Here is a 16495-nt window from a genome sequence, read left to right as displayed (position 1 = left end):
TCCAAAAAGGGGGAAGCCGTCAGTTTGTATAAATGTACCACCATTTTTTCACAGTTTCAGATAGCACCGGCGTATGTTCAAACATCGACTTAGCAAGCAATGAATTGCTTATCCTTTCTTGGATAAACTCTATCGGTAGCATAGCCAGCAGATAGAGAACAAGGAACATAAGTATATAGAATTCGATAAATCCGAACAAAGCTCCCGCAATACGTGCAACGAAACCGAGGACGGGCAAATACTTCAGGAAATCAAACATAGATGCAATGAGCTGCAATCCAAATTTGACAACAAGAAATATCAAAACAAATGCCAGTAATTGATAGAACGTTCCATCTAGATCAAGTTGTTCAACTGTCATGGATAATTTTGAACCGGCAGTCACACCTGGATAAGGAACCCAAAGAACAAATGCTTCCGCAAGTTGTTTATAGTACGTATAAGCGACGACAAGTGCGATGATGAAACCTGTCATATGTATAATTTGGACAATGAGTCCCCGTCTGAATCCAGTTACGAGTCCCCCAAATAGGAGGATAATAATTAATAAATCAAGCATGTAATACCGTCAACCCTTCAGCTTATTCAATTCTACTTCTAATTGTTCAATTTGCATTTTTAATTTAAGATTATCATGTACACTATTAACGGCGGTTAGCACAGCGATTTTTGTACTGTCGAGATAAGGGTTATGGGCACTGATTTCCCTCATCCTTTCATCGACCATCGAGGCGACCAGCCGCATATGAGTGCTTGTTTCGGTACCGACCATTTTATAGGTCTGTCCGTATATGTCAACTGCTATGCGTGTCTTCTGTTCGTCTGCCAATGATACGACCTCCCACATAAAAAACTCTGTTATTAATCATACCACGAAATGGTTTTAGTTGTGAATTAAGTCGACGAGAGGAAGTTATAAATTGAGTAATCAAGTTATTATTGTAAACAGTCAAGATATGAAAAAAGTGATAAATCATTACACGTCTTCAAAAGTCGTACGCAATGCTCCTGGCGTCGTCTTTGCAGCGAAACTACCTGATACCTCAATCACAGCCTACAAGTCCGGAAAAGTACTATTCCAGGGCGCAGGATCTGAACGAGAAGCCGCGCGTTGGGGCACAGCAGAAGTTAAAGCGGGGTCGGCCGCATTGAAAACAAAAGGTGATGTGCTGCCAGACCGCTTAGCACAGTTATCCGTTCTCGGGTCAGATGAAACAGGAACGGGTGATTTCTTCGGGCCTGTTACTGTTGCAGCTTGTTTCGTCCGTGCCGATCAAATAGAGCTTGTTCGCGAACTTGGTGTAAAAGATTCAAAAATGCTAACAGATGACCTCATGCGAAAAATCGCACCTGATTTACAGGAGGCGCTCATTTATAGTGTGCTGACGCTTGAAAACGAGAAATACAATGATGTACAAGCGAGCGGCTGGTCTCAGGGAAAGATTAAAGCCCTCCTTCATAATCAGGCACTTAAGCATGTACTCCGGAAAATGGACGGAGAGAAACCCGATTATATTTTGATTGACCAATTTGCGGAGCGCGGAATTTATTATAATCACATCAAAGCGGAGGCTGAAATTGTGCGAGAGAATGTGCTGTTTTCGACAAAAGCGGAAGGTCTTCATATGTCGGTTGCAGCTGCGTCAATTATTGCACGTGTTGCGTTTTTAGAAGAGATGGACCGGTTGAGTGGTATTGCAGGAATGACACTGCCGAAAGGCGCGGGACCGAGAGTGGATGAGGTGGCCGCCAAGATTTTATTGAAAAGCGGTAAAGATACGTTGAAATCACTGACGAAGTGGCATTTTGCGAATGCAGGGAAAGCTAAGAATCTTGCGGCTAGGAAAAGACGGTGAGTTTTTGACGTGTAATCACAACTTTCGAATTCTAATACCAACTTTTGAATTCTAATCTCAACTTCGATATTCTAATCACAACTCTTCGTTTTCGCGAAAATCTAAGCAACAAATGCCAAGGTAATTACTGTAATTGCAACTTTACGTTTTTAATGGCAACTCTAAGATTCTAATTTCAATTTTTCAAACGTAGTTGCAACTTTTCTTTTCTAATTGCATTTCCCCAAAAAGAGGCACACAGAATAGAATTCTGTGTGCCTCTTGATTTTAGTTATCCGCGAAGCAAAGCTCCTGCTTCTGTTGTTAATGCGTTCAATACTTTGTCATGCGCTTTGACAACTTCTTCGTCTGTCAATGTGCGCTCAGAATCTGAATATGTCAGTGAGAACGCAAGTGATTTCTTGCCATCCTCAACATTGTCGCCTTCGTACAAATCAAACAATCTGATGTCTTTCAACAATTTACCACCAGCGCTTCGAATAACGTTTTCAAGCATACCTGCTGATGTATCGCTCGAAACGACAAGCGCGATGTCCCTTGAACTCGATGGGAAACGTGGAACCTGGGTATATAAAAGTTCTTCCGTTTCAACTGCCAAAATTTTAGCAAGGTTCATTTCCATTACATATGTGTTTTTCAAATCACGTTTTTTCTGTTCTGTCGGGTGAATTTGTCCAATCAAACCAATCCGTTCGGCATTATAGAAAATGTTTGCTGTACGTCCAGGATGCATCCCGTCAAGAACAGTTTGTTCGAATGACAGACCCTCAGAAAGACCTAGGCTACCCATCATGCCTTCGACAATTCCTTTTAGAACGAAGAAGTCGACCGATTTTGTTTCAGCTTGCCATGCATGGTCAACCCATTTCCCAGTAATAACAGCTGCAACATGTTCAACTTCTTGTGGCAGTCCATCTTCCTCTTCACCAAGGAATACCGATCCAGTTTCATAAAGTGCTACCGAATCCATACGGCGTGCAACGTTGTATGTTGCAGCCTCAAGGAGATGCGGGATAAGACTTTGCCGAAGGATACTGCGGTCTTCACTCATCGGCATCAGAAGTTCTGTAACAGGTGCTGTTTCAAGCGCGTAGCTTTGTGCCTGTTCCTTAGATGTTAATGAATACGTCAGTGCCTGGAAGAGTCCTGCGCCTTCAAGGAACGCTCTAACTGTACGACGTTTCGCTTGATACGGCGACAACCCACCCGGCGTCGATTCCGTTATTGGAAGTGTCATTGGAATCAAGTCATAGCCGTACATCCGTGCAATCTCTTCGATAATATCTTCTTGGATTCGAAGATCCTGCCTGCGTGTCGGTGCGTCAATGATCAATTTTCCGTTCACCGCTTCTGTAGGGATTTGTAATCCGTCTAAAATAGCTAGCATTTCTTCTAGAGGGATCTTCATACCAAGGCGATTGTTAATATAATCCGGTGAAACAGTAATGCGTACAGGCGTTTTATCGAGTTCATCAACAATGACAGATCCAGCAAGCACAACGCCCCCCGCAATTTCAGCCATAAGCTGTGCGGCACGTTCTGCTGCTGCTTCGACTCGATTAGGATCGACTCCTTTTTCAAAACGTGTACTCGCATCACTACGAAGTCCAAGCTCTCTCGATGTACGGCGGACAGATCCTGATGAGAAGTAAGCAGATTCGATGACAACCGTCGTCGTTCCATCATGTACTTCCGTATTTAATCCGCCCATTACGCCAGCAATCGCTACAGGTTCTTTACCATTCGTAATAACAAGTTGATGCGCTTCCAGTGTCCGTTCAGTATCATCCAATGTCGTGATTTTTTCACCTTGTTCCGCAAGACGGACAGCGATTTCACCTGTTCCAAGACGGTCATAGTCAAATGCATGAAGCGGCTGACCGTATTCCATCAACACAAAGTTTGTAATATCGACAACGTTATTATGTGGACGTACTCCAGCAGCCATTAAACGGTTTTGAAGCCATAACGGCGATGCTTCTACTTTAACGTTTTTAACGACTTTCGCTACGTACATCGGATTTTCTTCTTTTGCATCGATACGCAGTTTCAGCATATCTTCGGCTTTTTCATTTGAAGCCGTGTAGTTAATTTCAGGGAGTTGTATACCTTGTGATAAAATCGCTCCAACTTCATACGCAACGCCTATCATGCTGAGTGCGTCTGAACGGTTTGGCGTTAAATCGAATTCAAGCACTTGATCATCAAGACCAAGCAGCGGGAGTGCGGATTCACCTGGTACAGCTGATTCAGGAAGCACATAGATTCCTTCTGCATATGCTTTTGGTACAAGCTTGCCTTCAATTGCAAGCTCTTGAAGTGAACAGATCATTCCGTTCGATTCCTCACCACGCAGTTTTGCTTTTTTAATCTTCATGCCGCCTGGTAGTACTGCACCTGGACGTGCAACAATGACTTTTTGCCCTTCTGCAACGTTGGGAGCACCACAAATAATTTGTGTAGTTTCTTCCCCAACATCCACTTGACAAATATTCAACTTATCCGCTTCAGGATGTTTCACACATTCCAACACATAACCCACAACTATGTTCGTCATACCATGCGAACGGTCGATGATGGAATCAACTTCAATGCCCGAACGTGTAATTTTCTCCGCAAGGTCTGCCGTAGAAATTCCCTCTATATTTACATATTCACTTAACCATTTTGTAGATACTAACATATTCGTCTCCTCCTCAAGCTTCCGTCCGGTGGAATTGCGATACAAACCGCACGTCATTTGTATAGAAATGACGGATATCTTCCACACCATATTTCAACATTGCAATACGTTCAGGGCCCATACCGAAAGCGAAACCTGATACAACAGCGGGGTCATAACCAGCCATTTCCAGTACATTCGGGTGTACCATACCGGCACCTAAAATTTCGATCCAGCCTGTTTTCTTACAAACGTTACAGCCGTCTCCGCCACATTTGAAACATGAAATGTCCATTTCAACAGACGGTTCCGTGAATGGGAAGAAACTCGGACGCAGACGGATTTCACGCTCATCGCCAAACATTTTTTTAGCGAATAAAGAAAGTGTCCCTTTCAAGTCGCTCATGCGGATATCTTCACCAATAACAAGCCCTTCAATTTGCGTGAATTGATGAGAATGCGTCGCATCGTCACTATCACGACGGTACACTTTACCTGGGCATATAATCTTAATCGGCGCGCCGCCTTTCGCTTCCATCGTCCGTGCTTGAACTGGTGACGTATGTGTACGAAGAAGAATATCTTCGGATATGTAGAACGAATCTTGCATATCACGTGCTGGATGGCCTTTTGGCAAGTTCAGCGCTTCAAAGTTGTAATAATCTTTCTCAACTTCAGGACCCTCAGCAATTTCATAGCCCATGCTAATGAAGAAGTCTTCGATTTCCTCAACAACACGTGTTAACGGATGGTGATTTCCAGTACGTGCAGGACGTCCAGGCAATGTTACATCAATCGATTCTTTTTCAAGCTGTTCGTTGATGGCTAATTCTTCAAGTTTCGCCATACGGTCTTCGAGCACTTCTGTCACTGCCTCACGAATAACATTGACAAGCGCCCCCATTTTCGGACGTTCTTCAGCAGGAAGTTTTCCCATGCCTTTCAACAAATCAGTAATTGGCCCTTTTTTCCCTAAGTAGGCTACACGAACTTCATTCAATGATTTTACATCTGAAGCTGCTTCAATTTTTGCAAGCGCCTCTACTTTCAACAGTTCTAATTGTGCTTCCATGTCAATTCTCCTTTCAAAATAAAAAAAGTGTAGGGCGTCTGGCGCCCGAAATTAGACGAAATAAAAACCCCGCCCCTTAAAAAAGGGACGAGGACGATTTCGCGGTACCACCCTGATTATCATACCCGAAGATATGATCACTCAAATCGGAATAACGGTCCGGCACCGGCACACCTTTACAGCTTACGCTGGTCCTGGCGGCAGCTCACGGGGTGAACTTCGACAATCATTTACCCATCTGCGCTTTCAGTCAAGGCGCGGACTCCCTTTCGGCTCATGCATTGTTTACTTTTCCCGATCATTGCTTTTCATTTCTGTTCATAACCAATAGTATACCCGATTATGATTTGATCATCAACAACATGCTAGTTTTCACACTTTAGAATACGTATATAGCAGGATGCCCGTTGCCACTGCGACGTTTAACGATTCTGCTTTGCCGTACATTGGAATCTTGACCGTATTATCCGCCATCTCAAGCAAATCCGGATTGACGCCACTGCCTTCATTTCCAACAATCAATGCAAATTCGTCTTGTGGCCAGATATCAGAATGATTTACAGCATTTTTCAATCCTGTCCCTAAAACTTGGATGCCCGCTTCTTTCGCCTTAGCCGTCCATTCAATAAGATCACCTTTGACGATCGGGATATTGAAATGTGACCCTTGCGCAGAACGTACTGTTTTCGGGTTATACGAATCAGCGGTCCCCATTCCAAGAATAACTGCATCCATTCCAGCAGCATCTGCCGTCCGAATCATCGTTCCGACATTACCAGGATCCTGGACTGCGTCAATTAATAAAAGTTTTTTCCATGCTGAATAATCCTCTTCGGCATGCTCCGGCTGACGGCAATGTGCATAAATACCCTGCGACTGCTCCGTTTCCGAAATTTCTTTCGCAATTGCCTCTGTTATCTCAACAAGCTTTACACCTTCGATAGACCATCCTTGAGGTATTTCAACTCCGTCACGGGTGATTAACGCGAGAATTGCCCCATTACTTTTTAATGCTTCTTCAACGAGATGAAAACCTTCGACAAGGAATTCTTTCGACAGATCGCGTTCTTTTCGTGTTGTGACAAGCTTTTTCCAATGTTTCACGAGTGCGTTTTGTGATGATTCAATTCGTTTCATATGTACGTTACCGCCTTTTTCTTTTCAGTGTATCAAATGACGGTATAGTTGGCGATTTTTGTGTCCAAAATGAAAGTGGGAGGTTGATAAAATGGATTTTCAAATAAGAGATGCCATTTCAGCAAACATGACGAATAATACAGCGGATGATATCCGTAACGTTGTGGAAGATGCCATTAAACGAGGTGAAGAGCACCTGTTACCTGGACTAGGGGTGTTTTTCGAAAAGCTGTGGAATCATGCAGGAGAACAAGAAAAAACAAAGATGGCCGGAGAGCTAGCACAAGTATTTGCGGCAAGTTAAATTATTCAAAGATTGCACGGAGCACTATCACCGGCGCAATCTTCTATCACGGCGTTTGGATAAACGTAAAGCCGCTCATTAATTGAGCGGCTTTTGTATTTTAAGAACTAGCTATTTTCCAAAAAGAAATCAAAGCCCATCGCCGTTACAAAGCCAAACACAAGTATCCATAATGCAATACGGATGGTCATCCATATGGTTGTGTTCACTTTGCTTGCTCCAAACAATAACCCGATGAGCGCCGCGGTATGCGTACCAATCCATGTATGCTTTATTTACTTCAAATTCATTTGTCCCATTCGGTCCACTTCGAATCCCCTTTTCCATCTTCCTTTTTCCACAACCCCATCTATCCACTTTTTAAAAAGAAGTGAAAATAGAAAGAAAAACTCGAAGAAAAGTATATTGGATAATCTGAAAAACTTTATAGTCGTTTTAGTATTTGCAGTGATTAATGTTATATTGTATTTGTTCATGAAAAAATCAAAAAATGTGAATTCAAAATAACTACAACTGATTTATTACATAATTTAAAAAGGAGATTATGACTAATGGCAACTGGTTATAAAAGTATTGTAGTAGCTGTAGACGGTTCAAAAGAGGCCGATTATGCATTTCGTAAATCACTTGAGATTGCATATCGAAATAAAGGATCACAATTAAACCTCGTTAACATTATTGATACGCGCTACTTGGGACCTCTTGATAAAGAAATTGCTGGGCAAGTCAAAGAACAATCTCAACAAATTTTAGAACGCTATAAAGCACGCGCAGCTGCTCGCGTTGAAAATGTAACTATCATTATTGAATATGGTTCACCTAAAACGGTGATTACAAAAGAGATTGCTAAATTGGTGAAGGCAGACTTAATTATTTGCGGCGCTACGGGGCATACGCCAGTAGAGCGCTACTTAATTGGTTCTGTATCTGAAGCAATCGTACGTTCAGCTAAATGCGATGTTTTAGTCGTCCGTACGCCTGCTGAATGAATAATAAAAAAATCGCTCAGACTTTTTGAAAAGTCTGAGCGATTTTTTCAGATATTTTGTGTATTCGTTTGAACTGCGGCTTTTCTATCTTGCGCTGCGTGCATTTTAACCATTACTAAACGTGCAAATGGTTGGATAACTACGCTCTCTAAAAATAGGGCGAGTAAGAAGTTACGGGGCCAGATTTGGATAAAGTGTGCAAAGATATCAGTTGTAAAACCATCCCCAATGATAACCCCAACAAATGTCATTGTAAATGACATACCTAATACTGTGAAAATTGTACGGAACATAATACGAGCAGCAAAACCATCTGTTGGCGAAATGAATTTAGATGATAAAAATTCTGCAAAACGACCGATTGCTACCGGTTCAATTATCATGACGAAAACCCAAATAATAGGTAACACGATTAGCATGTTCATTGCAACATCTTTGTTGAAGCCTCCAGCAGCAAGGATCATATTGATTGGTCCCATTGTTAATACTGATAATGTTACGATAATTGCGCCAAATAACGCGCCCTCTTTACTGTTTTTCGGTAGTCTGTTTTCTTGATGCATAGTTTGTTTTTCTTCCTTTCAAAATTCATATTTGAGACCTACGTTAAATACATCGATGAATATGCCAATAACAAATCACGCTATGGAGTGAATAATCGTAAGATATATCAATAAAACCGCAGTAAATGTAATTTACACTAAAGATGCACTCAGTTTAACAAACACAATATTAACGGGTTCTGTCGAATTTACTTGTTCACTTTTAATATACCCGGCAATAATGTGGCAATTGTTTTCAAAGGTGTTGCGGATTTTTGCGTCAAACAAAGCATCATTGCACCCTCAATCGAAGCTGTCATCAACAATGCGATAGCGGAAGCTGATTCACTCGAATAGCCTTCCGTTATAAGTTTCTCATAGTAAAGGTGTTGAATGTTTTCATATAGAGCACTACAAGCAGTACGGACTGGTTCACTCATCGTTGCCATTTCACTGACAATGCTACTAAATGTATAGCCGATAATGGTGCCACTTTTTTCAAAATCCCGAATTAACTTATCAATCATTGAGAGTATGGCGTCCTTAGCTGATAGATGCCTGCTGAAAATAGCTTTGATATCTGTGGTAATGGCCTCATTTAAACCTTGTAAACAAATAATCAATAATTCTTCTTTTCCGTTTGGAAAATGATGATAGAGCGCTCCTTTTGTAACATTACAAGCTTTTAAAATCTCGTTAAGTCCAACATTTTTATATCCTTTTTGTTGAAAAAGGGTCGTAGCAGTATCAATTAATTGCGATTTTATATCCATATTTGATGTATCTCCTTCCGCATACCAACTGGTCTGTTTGTAAGTATAACAAAATTTTACCCAGAATTATAGTTTTCAGTTTTTTCGAATTTCAGATGACAAAGAACACGCCTTATTTGAAGGGGTTATTTTAGAATTCTAGGAGTTTTTTCTTAGCGATAGGCGGAGGAATATCCATGAATATTCTTTTAAAATTAATTGACAAGAAGACTGTACGTATTTTATAGGAGCGGATTCTCTTTTCGAAGAGCTTAATTTCATTTTCATCATAAATAGCGGCTTAGGCTTTTATCTATTGAAAAAGTAGGGAAACCATTCTTCTGGTTTCCCTACTTTTATTTTTCAGATTCTTTTTTAGGTGCCTGTATAATTGGTTGCTCGGCTGCTGTAGAAATTTCTTCTTTAGCTCTTTTTACTTTTAGTTTAAAATATTCGTCTACTGCTTGTTGGATAATCTTATTTTGAGCACCAGCCGTGTGATCTCCTGGCTTTGTAGTAATGTTTGGGATAAGAACCGCATAAGCAATTTCCGGATTTTCGTAAGGTGCAAACCCCACATGAGATAGATTGATTGTCGATTTCCCTGAACTGAATGCTTGTGCGGTTCCCGTCTTCCCTGCTCCATCATAGTCTTTTCCAGCAAAATGATTCGAGGCCGTTCCTTTAGGTGCATAATACACGTAATGCATACCACGCTTCACTTGATCAATTTCCGCATCAGTACTATGAATCCTATTTAAAATATTGACCTCTGTTTCTTGAATGAGAGAACCAAGAATTTCACCATCCTCAGATGGTTCGCGTATTTCTTTTAATACTTTTGGAGCTATCCGATAACCGCCATTTGCAATTGTTGAGACGTATTGAGCCAATTGAAGTGTTGTATAGGTATCGAACTGCCCGATGGATAAATCCATTAAAATACCGATTGAATTACTTTCGCCAATCAGACCGGGTGACTCCCCCGGTAAGTCAATGCCAGTTTTTGTTCCAAGTCCAAAAGACGCGAAAGATTGTCGGAACGTATCAAATGCATTTTCCCTAATGCGTTTCGCTCCTTCAGTGCTGTTGTTAGAATCCGCCATAGCCATTGCGATACGGAACATATAAACGTTCGAAGACTTGCCGATTGCTTCAATATCAGTTACAGCAACCCTAGAGTCTTGATTAAACAGCGATCTTTTTGTAATTCCACCGATTCTAATCGGTTCATCTATCTTCGTTTCGCCGATACGTACCACATTTTCCTGATACCCCGTAAGAAGCGTCGCCATCTTCACTGTTGATCCCGCTTCATGGTTCGCAGTAAATGTACCATATGCATAGTCCCATATTTCGAGTTTTCCTGTTTCTGGATTCGTAACAACTTGCTTACCTACAAGCGAAAGAACTTCACCGTTATTTGGATTCATCATAACTACAAAAGCCCTGTCCAATTCTCCGGTATTTGGCCCTCTTTTCAATTCCAACAGTTTATCCGATACAATACTTTCAATTGTCTGATTCAGTTCACTATCAATCGTCAGAATAAGATCCTTACCAGGTTCGCCTTGTCGGATTGTTTTCGTTTCGACGACACGCCCACTACGATCTTTAATATTCTTCACAATTGTTTTTTGCCCTTTTAACAAATCCTCATAATATTGCTCAATATAACTTTTTCCAACACGGTCATTTCCTGAATAATCCCGTGCCAAGAAATAATTCTCACGGGATTTAGGAATACCTTCAATGGGGCTCGTGGTTGTCCCTAGAATCGTATTGTCTGATCTTCTCACACGTTCCCAATCTGTCGTTGTATCCACGCCCGGTAACTCTCCTAGACGTTCAGATACAGTTGCGAATTCCTCGTCCGTCACATTTCCACTTTTCACTATTTGCGGTGAGTATGCATAGCCCGACATCATTTCTCTGTAAATCGCAAGTACTTCTAGCTCCTCTTCCGTAAAAGAATCAATTTCTTCGTCCGTAATTCGTTTTCGTGTAAGCCTATTAATCTTCTTCTGCAATTCCGTCCGTGAAAGCTTACTATCCTTTTCAAGTCTCTCTTGTTCCTTTATAGAAACTTTTTCCGTTGCTGCTTTTGAATTCTTTAAAATCCAAAAGTCTCTCTTATCTCCAGGGGTAATCCTTTTCGTCTCTTGTTCAATCAAGACCGCAAGTTGCTCAGCAACTTTAAGCATCTCGGCTGAAGTCGTCGACGTCATTTTCGTATATGTAATGGCGTTCTTCGGATCATTATCAACTAGAACAAACCCCATACGGTCAAATATTCTTCCCCTTGGCACACTTGTGTTGACGGGTATTTCTTCCTTTTTTTCCAACTCACGGGAATACTCTTCACCTTTAACGATTTGTAAATAACCAAGGCGGAAAATGAGCAATGAAAATAGGACAAAGATTGAAAAGAATAGGAAGTTCATTCGCAATACGATCTGTTTTCGTTGGCGTATTTTAGCCTGATCCGCCTTGCGTATCTGTTTTTTCATTACGCCCCTCCCTCCGTTACTTATTTTGAATTATATCATTCATAATAGAAAATTCACATATTTTTACGTTCACGGAAGTATTTACCTCTCACTCAATAAGAAAAAGCTCCCCCGTAAGGAAGCCGATTCTTAAACTAAAGCATTCGGTAGTGAAATAAATTAGATGCAAAAATAATCCAGTAACAAAAAAGTGAAAAAACAATAAAGACAATAGTATACAATTAACGTTTAAAAGAGAATTACACAATCATAATTGAAATTATAAAAAGGAGCTGCTTAAGCTCCATTACTTATGCTAATGCGCTCGTTCGCTGAAAAAGAGATATAAAAACAGACCATTTAACTGGTCTGCCTATTCAAAGGTTAATTATGTCTTACAATCCCAATCTTTTCTAAGTAAACCCATAATATAAATATCATGATACTTACCAAATCTAAAGAGTTCTTCTTTTAGAGTACCTTCCAAAAGAAAACCACATTTTTCATAAGAACAAATCGCCCTTTTGTTATAGCCAAATACTTGAAGTTTCACTTTATTTAAATTCATATAATTAAAAATAAAATCTACCAATACTTTCATTGAATCGGTTCCATAGCCTTTTCCTTGGTTTTCAGGTCCTATTGAAACACCAACGTGACAAGTACTACTTTTCCAGTTCACTAAGTAAACAGCGATAGTTCCAATGAATAGTTTTTCGTCTTTAAGTTCGATTGCAAACATGTAGTCATCTTTCTCAGAACTAATCTCACTAAGAAATTTCTCGTGGTCCGCCTCAGTAGGTGGAAATGGAATACCATCATTCATTAATAAACGACTTTCCATTATATCTTCAATTGCAAAGAAATTCGCATAATCCTCTTTTGTAATTTTACGTAAAGCAATTTTATTTCCTGATAAAAAACTCTCACTATAATGCTTAATCAATTTAATGTCCCCCAATTAAATTGCAGGGGTCAGCAGTAAGGGTTTGCGATATTCTACTGTGCCCTTGCGAAGTTTTTTTGTTCACTTAATTCTTTTAAAACTTCTACTGCAATGCTCGATAACATAGGCTAATCTCCCTTTTTTTTGATACTCAAAGTATACATTGAATTCGCAGAAATTTCCAACCAATTATAGTTTTTTAATTTTCAAGGGAATTCGATAAGATAAAACATGCCCAAGAAACCTAAGTAGCTCCGGTAATGTGGATATAAGGTTGGAAGACAACAAATAACATATTGTTCAACAAGTTAAATAACATTAAACTTAGCACAAAAAATCGCTTGGATATCAATGCGGCCACTGAAAAAGTTCTTTTTCATAGTAAGAACTAGTTGATTGTAGTGAAAAGCGGCTTTTGCGAGCAAGGGTCAAGAATGACCTAATTTCTGCAAAGAACACAGAAATACGGCAAATCGAACCCTTTGCTTTTCGATTGGCTAAAGCCGTGCCTGCGGAAAGCATCCGCTCGGAACGAAAATCAACGGGATTGAAGGAAATATGACTTTTTCATTGGCTTCATATCAATCCGAGCGATTTTCATTTTAGCGTACTTATCTTTTTCAATTAAAGCCATCTTTGCTTAAACAAGGGATTTATTCACCTGGCATATAGCCAATTACTTCATTGAGATTGGGGTCAATAAGTATTAAAGGGGTACCAACCACAACATTCTCTTTGTCTTCAAAAGAAACGATTAATATCTCTTTTCCTTCATAAGTTTTATCCAACAATTCATAGCTATTATTCGCAATCATTTTCTTCACTTTCGCACTTTTCCAGTCTTTTTTAGCATTGTCATTCCAACCTTTTTCTTCGATAAACGCCCAAGCAACTTCTCTGACATTTTCATAACTATCTGTATCAGTGATATTCCCTACTTCTTGGTTATTTGAACAACCAACAATCAAAAATGCTGTTATTGCTAAATATAAAAATTTCAACTTCATATACTTTTCACCCACTTTTCTTATTACTCGCCAGGTTTACCAGTATAAATCACTACACCTTCACTATTGTAAGCAATATATTCAGCTTCATAGACATCATTACTATCAATTCTAATGATTCAAACCTTTCAGCAGAACCTTTGGGTAGAAGTTCAAAGTCATAGAAACTGTCCGTAAGTCATTGATGATTGGAAGCAAAGTGTGTTTTGCTAGTTCCTTCACCATTTAATTGTTGAAGTGGCCGTGGTCGATCCAACATTTTTTTAAAAAACTAAACAAACACGAAAGTTTAAACTTTCGTGTTTGTTTCTGTATTATTAGATTCAAAGGTTTTCCACGAAGAAATCGAAGCCCATCGCTGTCGCAATGCCGAATACAAGCGTCCATAACGCAACGCTAATCGTCATCCAAATTGTCGTGTTCACTTTACTTGCCCCAAATAACAATCCGATAAACGCCGCAATATGTGTTCCGATTAAAACCGGACCAAGCAACGCGAGTCCAGGCATACCATATTTATTCCAGATTCGTTTCCCACGCTCAGTCCGCTTCGATTCTTCTTTTCCATCCTTCTTTTTCCTTGACTCCATCCATTCCTTCACTTTTTGGAATGCAATAATGAGAATCAGCACCGTAAGCATATTACCAACGAATGCAAGGATCATGACCCAAATCGGGGACAACCCTCTAATGATGCCTAGCGGGATGACAAGTGCGATTTCTAACCAGGGAATGGCAGCACCTAGAAACACTAAAAAATATTCAAACATCATTCATCTACCCCCGTATATTTCCTGACTTCTGTGTAATAAATTAAATATTGCCCCATTGAAAGAAGTAAAAGAACCATTACCACACCAATCGTTCCAACTTGGAGTCCTAAAGACAAACCAGCAAAAATTGGGATGGACCAAACAAAATAGGTATAGACTTTCTTTGTCGCCCGTTTCGTAACCTCTTGAAATAGTTCGTCATCCTCCATATATTCTTGCGGCTTCCATGAGAAAACATTAATTTTATAATTCGGCATCCGTTTATTGTGCTTGACAACATTCCAAGTAAATAACGATAAATAGAAAACGAAAACAAGCAGCGCAACTCCCCAAATCACTCCCCATTCCCCTTGTACATTAACCTCGAAGCTCCTATCTCCCACTGTGAAAACAGAAGATAAACCAACCAGCCAAGTGAGGAGCATTGCTATAACGATGACACCCATTTGCCATAGAGGATACGTAATTCTCATATCATTCTTCATTGTCATTCCTCCCCTTCTAACCAAAATAATTCGTTAATGTCAGATTCCAATGCACGTGCCATTCTCAATGACAGTGTCACTGACGGAGAAAATTCTCCTTTTTCAATGAAGCCAATTGTTTGTCGTGTCACGCCAACACGTTTTGCCAGTTCAATTTGTGTGAAATCATGTCGTGCTCGCAATTCTTTCAGCCGATTCTTTAACATCGTGACACCTCCTATTCATAATGTATACTAAACTTAACATTGTGTACAGTATTATTAACATTAAGTTAGATTTAATATACAAAAAAAGCCCAGGCATCAAAACCTGGACTTGTTAATCTATGGAAGTTGGATGTGAGTACTTGCCAATTAGTTACAAGTCATTTTTTGATGTAGTCAGGACTGTCGATTACGTTATGACCGGCATGGGGCTAGTTATGCTCACCACGGGTGTACTTATGACCGCCACGTGCTACTCACATCAAAACCTGGACTTGTTAATTTATTTTATTACAACAATGAAGCAAGAACCGCTTTTTGCGCATGCAGTCGATTGCCCGCTTGCTGAAATACATAAGAATTCGGTCCATCAATAACAGACGTCGCAACTTCTTCTTCACGGTGTGCAGGTAAGCAATGCAAGAACATATAATCTTTTTTCGCATGTGCGACCAATCCGTCGTTAATTTGAAACTCTTTGAATGCTTCTAGGCGTGCAGCCGCTTCCTCTTCTTGGCCCATACTCGTCCAGACATCTGTATAAACGACGTCAGCTCCAGCGACAGCCTCTATTGGATTCGTTGTTTCAAAGACACTTCCGCCATTTTTAACAGCAATGGCTTTCGCTTTCACTAAGAGGTTCGGATTGTATTCGAACCCTTTTGGCGTCGCGACAGCTACGTGCATACCCATATGTGCCGCAGCAATTACAAGTGAATGCGCTACATTATTACCGTCTCCTACATATGCTAACTTCAGCCCCGCTAATGAACCTTTCACTTCCAAAACTGTCAGCAAGTCTGCTAGCGCCTGACACGGATGGAAAATATCCGTCAAACCATTGATAATTGGAACCGAAGTGTGTTGTGCTAGTTCCTTCACCATTTCATGTGAATTCGCACGGATCATGACGCCGTCCAAGTACTCAGACAATACATGACCTGTGTCATAAACGGACTCCCCACGGCCGATTTGCAAGTCACGTGCATTCATGAACATTGCATGCCCCCCAAGTTGGATCATACCCACTTCGAATGAAATACGTGTACGCGTTGAATGCTTTTCAAAAATCATCCCTAGTGTTTTTCCGGCCAATAAATTCGGCATCTTGCCAGCCGCCATATCTTTTTTCATCGCATCTGCTTTATGCAATAAATACGATACCTCTTCATGTGTATAATCAAGCAGGGTAAGTAAATCTCTCCCTTTCAATCCTTCTACTATTTTCGCATTATCCATTTCAATCTTCACCATTCCCTCATCCCCTATCGTTTATTT

General features: G+C 40.3%; 18 protein-coding genes and 1 other annotated feature. Of the genes, 3 read left to right on the top strand and 15 right to left on the bottom strand.

The features are described 5' to 3' along the window. Nucleotides 1–19: 19 nt before the first annotated feature. The gene (locus AZE41_RS08060; RefSeq protein ID WP_067207826.1) at nucleotides 20–559 is read right to left on the bottom strand and encodes a CvpA family protein; all 540 of its coding nucleotides are present in this window, start codon (nucleotides 557–559) and stop codon (nucleotides 20–22) included. 9 nt (nucleotides 560–568) lie between these two features. Then, nucleotides 569–847, bottom strand: coding sequence for a cell division protein ZapA (gene zapA / locus AZE41_RS08055; protein WP_370569982.1), 279 nt, complete (start codon nucleotides 845–847; stop codon nucleotides 569–571). Between the two features lie 73 nt (nucleotides 848–920). On the opposite strand from zapA, the gene rnhC reads away from it, so the two are divergent. Continuing rightward, nucleotides 921–1856, top strand: a complete 936-nt coding sequence (gene rnhC / locus AZE41_RS08050; RefSeq protein WP_067207821.1) for a ribonuclease HIII — start codon at nucleotides 921–923, stop codon at nucleotides 1854–1856. 271 nt (nucleotides 1857–2127) lie between these two features. On the opposite strand, the gene pheT is transcribed toward rnhC, so the two are convergent. From pheT to AZE41_RS08035, 3 genes are all read right to left on the bottom strand, one after another. Continuing rightward, the gene (pheT, locus tag AZE41_RS08045) at nucleotides 2128–4539 is read right to left on the bottom strand and encodes a phenylalanine--tRNA ligase subunit beta (RefSeq protein ID WP_067207818.1); all 2412 of its coding nucleotides are present in this window, start codon (nucleotides 4537–4539) and stop codon (nucleotides 2128–2130) included. A 13-nt stretch (nucleotides 4540–4552) separates the two neighbouring features. Next, a complete protein-coding gene (gene pheS, locus AZE41_RS08040; RefSeq protein WP_067207815.1) occupies nucleotides 4553–5590 on the bottom strand; it encodes a phenylalanine--tRNA ligase subunit alpha in 1038 nt (345 codons plus the stop codon). 80 nt (nucleotides 5591–5670) lie between these two features. Next, nucleotides 5671–5901, bottom strand: a binding site (T-box leader). A gap of 61 nt (nucleotides 5902–5962) precedes the next feature. Beyond that, complete coding sequence (locus AZE41_RS08035; protein ID WP_067207813.1) at nucleotides 5963–6727, bottom strand: TrmH family RNA methyltransferase; 765 nt, start codon at nucleotides 6725–6727, stop codon at nucleotides 5963–5965. A 91-nt stretch (nucleotides 6728–6818) separates the two neighbouring features. Here AZE41_RS08035 and sspI point away from each other — a divergent pair, with 91 nt between their 5' ends. Next, nucleotides 6819–7031, top strand: a complete 213-nt coding sequence (gene sspI, locus AZE41_RS08030) for a small acid-soluble spore protein SspI (protein WP_067207810.1) — start codon at nucleotides 6819–6821, stop codon at nucleotides 7029–7031. A 129-nt stretch (nucleotides 7032–7160) separates the two neighbouring features. Here sspI and AZE41_RS08025 read toward each other — a convergent pair whose 3' ends face one another. Next, nucleotides 7161–7358 (bottom strand): hypothetical protein, encoded by a 198-nt coding sequence (locus AZE41_RS08025; protein ID WP_067207807.1) that lies wholly within the window; start codon nucleotides 7356–7358, stop codon nucleotides 7161–7163. A 224-nt stretch (nucleotides 7359–7582) separates the two neighbouring features. On the opposite strand from AZE41_RS08025, the gene AZE41_RS08020 reads away from it, so the two are divergent. Then, nucleotides 7583–8020, top strand: coding sequence for a universal stress protein (locus AZE41_RS08020; protein WP_067207804.1), 438 nt, complete (start codon nucleotides 7583–7585; stop codon nucleotides 8018–8020). Between the two features lie 47 nt (nucleotides 8021–8067). Here AZE41_RS08020 and AZE41_RS08015 read toward each other — a convergent pair whose 3' ends face one another. The 9 genes from AZE41_RS08015 to argF form a co-directional block, all read right to left on the bottom strand. Continuing rightward, on the bottom strand, nucleotides 8068–8583 hold the full coding sequence (locus tag AZE41_RS08015) for a DUF2798 domain-containing protein (protein ID WP_067207801.1): 516 nt from the start codon (nucleotides 8581–8583) through the stop codon (nucleotides 8068–8070). Nucleotides 8584–8771: 188 nt separating this feature from the next. Then, nucleotides 8772–9335 (bottom strand): TetR/AcrR family transcriptional regulator, encoded by a 564-nt coding sequence (locus AZE41_RS08010; RefSeq protein WP_067207798.1) that lies wholly within the window; start codon nucleotides 9333–9335, stop codon nucleotides 8772–8774. Between the two features lie 335 nt (nucleotides 9336–9670). Beyond that, complete coding sequence (locus AZE41_RS08005; RefSeq protein ID WP_067207795.1) at nucleotides 9671–11824, bottom strand: peptidoglycan D,D-transpeptidase FtsI family protein; 2154 nt, start codon at nucleotides 11822–11824, stop codon at nucleotides 9671–9673. Between the two features lie 367 nt (nucleotides 11825–12191). Beyond that, nucleotides 12192–12749 (bottom strand): GNAT family N-acetyltransferase, encoded by a 558-nt coding sequence (locus AZE41_RS08000; RefSeq protein ID WP_082786525.1) that lies wholly within the window; start codon nucleotides 12747–12749, stop codon nucleotides 12192–12194. A gap of 653 nt (nucleotides 12750–13402) precedes the next feature. Further along, a complete protein-coding gene (locus tag AZE41_RS07995; RefSeq protein WP_067207792.1) occupies nucleotides 13403–13756 on the bottom strand; it encodes a hypothetical protein in 354 nt (117 codons plus the stop codon). 323 nt (nucleotides 13757–14079) lie between these two features. Further along, nucleotides 14080–14526 carry a small multi-drug export protein gene (locus AZE41_RS07990; RefSeq protein ID WP_067213899.1) on the bottom strand — a complete coding sequence of 149 codons (447 nt, stop codon included), beginning with the start codon at nucleotides 14524–14526 and terminating at the stop codon, nucleotides 14080–14082. Continuing rightward, a complete protein-coding gene (locus AZE41_RS07985) occupies nucleotides 14526–15014 on the bottom strand; it encodes a hypothetical protein (protein ID WP_067207790.1) in 489 nt (162 codons plus the stop codon). The genes AZE41_RS07990 and AZE41_RS07985 overlap by 1 nt, the downstream gene beginning before the upstream one ends. Nucleotides 15015–15016: 2 nt before the next feature. Then, nucleotides 15017–15220: a helix-turn-helix transcriptional regulator gene (locus tag AZE41_RS07980; protein ID WP_067207787.1), complete on the bottom strand. Its 204-nt coding sequence runs from the start codon at nucleotides 15218–15220 to the stop codon at nucleotides 15017–15019. A 288-nt stretch (nucleotides 15221–15508) separates the two neighbouring features. After that, a complete protein-coding gene (gene argF, locus AZE41_RS07975) occupies nucleotides 15509–16471 on the bottom strand; it encodes an ornithine carbamoyltransferase (RefSeq protein ID WP_067207784.1) in 963 nt (320 codons plus the stop codon). Nucleotides 16472–16495: the final 24 nt, after the last annotated feature.

This window comes from Sporosarcina psychrophila (assembly GCF_001590685.1).
GTDB classification, from domain to species: Bacteria; Bacillota; Bacilli; order Bacillales_A; family Planococcaceae; genus Sporosarcina; species Sporosarcina psychrophila.
The sequence above is the reverse complement of the archived record's forward strand: the minus strand, read 5'-3'. Positions and strand labels throughout refer to the sequence as shown.

Excerpts from the sequence above, each read along its gene's own strand:
- AZE41_RS08060 (WP_067207826.1), bottom strand. The coding sequence starts at position 559 with ATGCTTGATTTATTAATTATTATCCTCCTATTTGGGGGACTCGTAACT.
- zapA (WP_370569982.1), bottom strand. The coding sequence starts at position 847 with ATGTGGGAGGTCGTATCATTGGCAGACGAACAGAAGACACGCATAGCA.
- pheT (WP_067207818.1), bottom strand. The coding sequence starts at position 4,539 with ATGTTAGTATCTACAAAATGGTTAAGTGAATATGTAAATATAGAGGGA.
- pheS (WP_067207815.1), bottom strand. The coding sequence starts at position 5,590 with ATGGAAGCACAATTAGAACTGTTGAAAGTAGAGGCGCTTGCAAAAATT.
- AZE41_RS08035 (WP_067207813.1), bottom strand. The coding sequence starts at position 6,727 with ATGAAACGAATTGAATCATCACAAAACGCACTCGTGAAACATTGGAAA.
- sspI (WP_067207810.1), top strand. The coding sequence starts at position 6,819 with ATGGATTTTCAAATAAGAGATGCCATTTCAGCAAACATGACGAATAAT.
- AZE41_RS08025 (WP_067207807.1), bottom strand. The coding sequence starts at position 7,358 with ATGGAAAAGGGGATTCGAAGTGGACCGAATGGGACAAATGAATTTGAA.
- AZE41_RS08020 (WP_067207804.1), top strand. The coding sequence starts at position 7,583 with ATGGCAACTGGTTATAAAAGTATTGTAGTAGCTGTAGACGGTTCAAAA.
- AZE41_RS08015 (WP_067207801.1), bottom strand. The coding sequence starts at position 8,583 with ATGCATCAAGAAAACAGACTACCGAAAAACAGTAAAGAGGGCGCGTTA.
- AZE41_RS08010 (WP_067207798.1), bottom strand. The coding sequence starts at position 9,335 with ATGGATATAAAATCGCAATTAATTGATACTGCTACGACCCTTTTTCAA.
- AZE41_RS08005 (WP_067207795.1), bottom strand. The coding sequence starts at position 11,824 with ATGAAAAAACAGATACGCAAGGCGGATCAGGCTAAAATACGCCAACGA.
- AZE41_RS07995 (WP_067207792.1), bottom strand. The coding sequence starts at position 13,756 with ATGAAGTTGAAATTTTTATATTTAGCAATAACAGCATTTTTGATTGTT.
- AZE41_RS07990 (WP_067213899.1), bottom strand. The coding sequence starts at position 14,526 with ATGTTTGAATATTTTTTAGTGTTTCTAGGTGCTGCCATTCCCTGGTTA.
- AZE41_RS07985 (WP_067207790.1), bottom strand. The coding sequence starts at position 15,014 with ATGAAGAATGATATGAGAATTACGTATCCTCTATGGCAAATGGGTGTC.
- AZE41_RS07980 (WP_067207787.1), bottom strand. The coding sequence starts at position 15,220 with ATGTTAAAGAATCGGCTGAAAGAATTGCGAGCACGACATGATTTCACA.
- argF (WP_067207784.1), bottom strand. The coding sequence starts at position 16,471 with ATGGTGAAGATTGAAATGGATAATGCGAAAATAGTAGAAGGATTGAAA.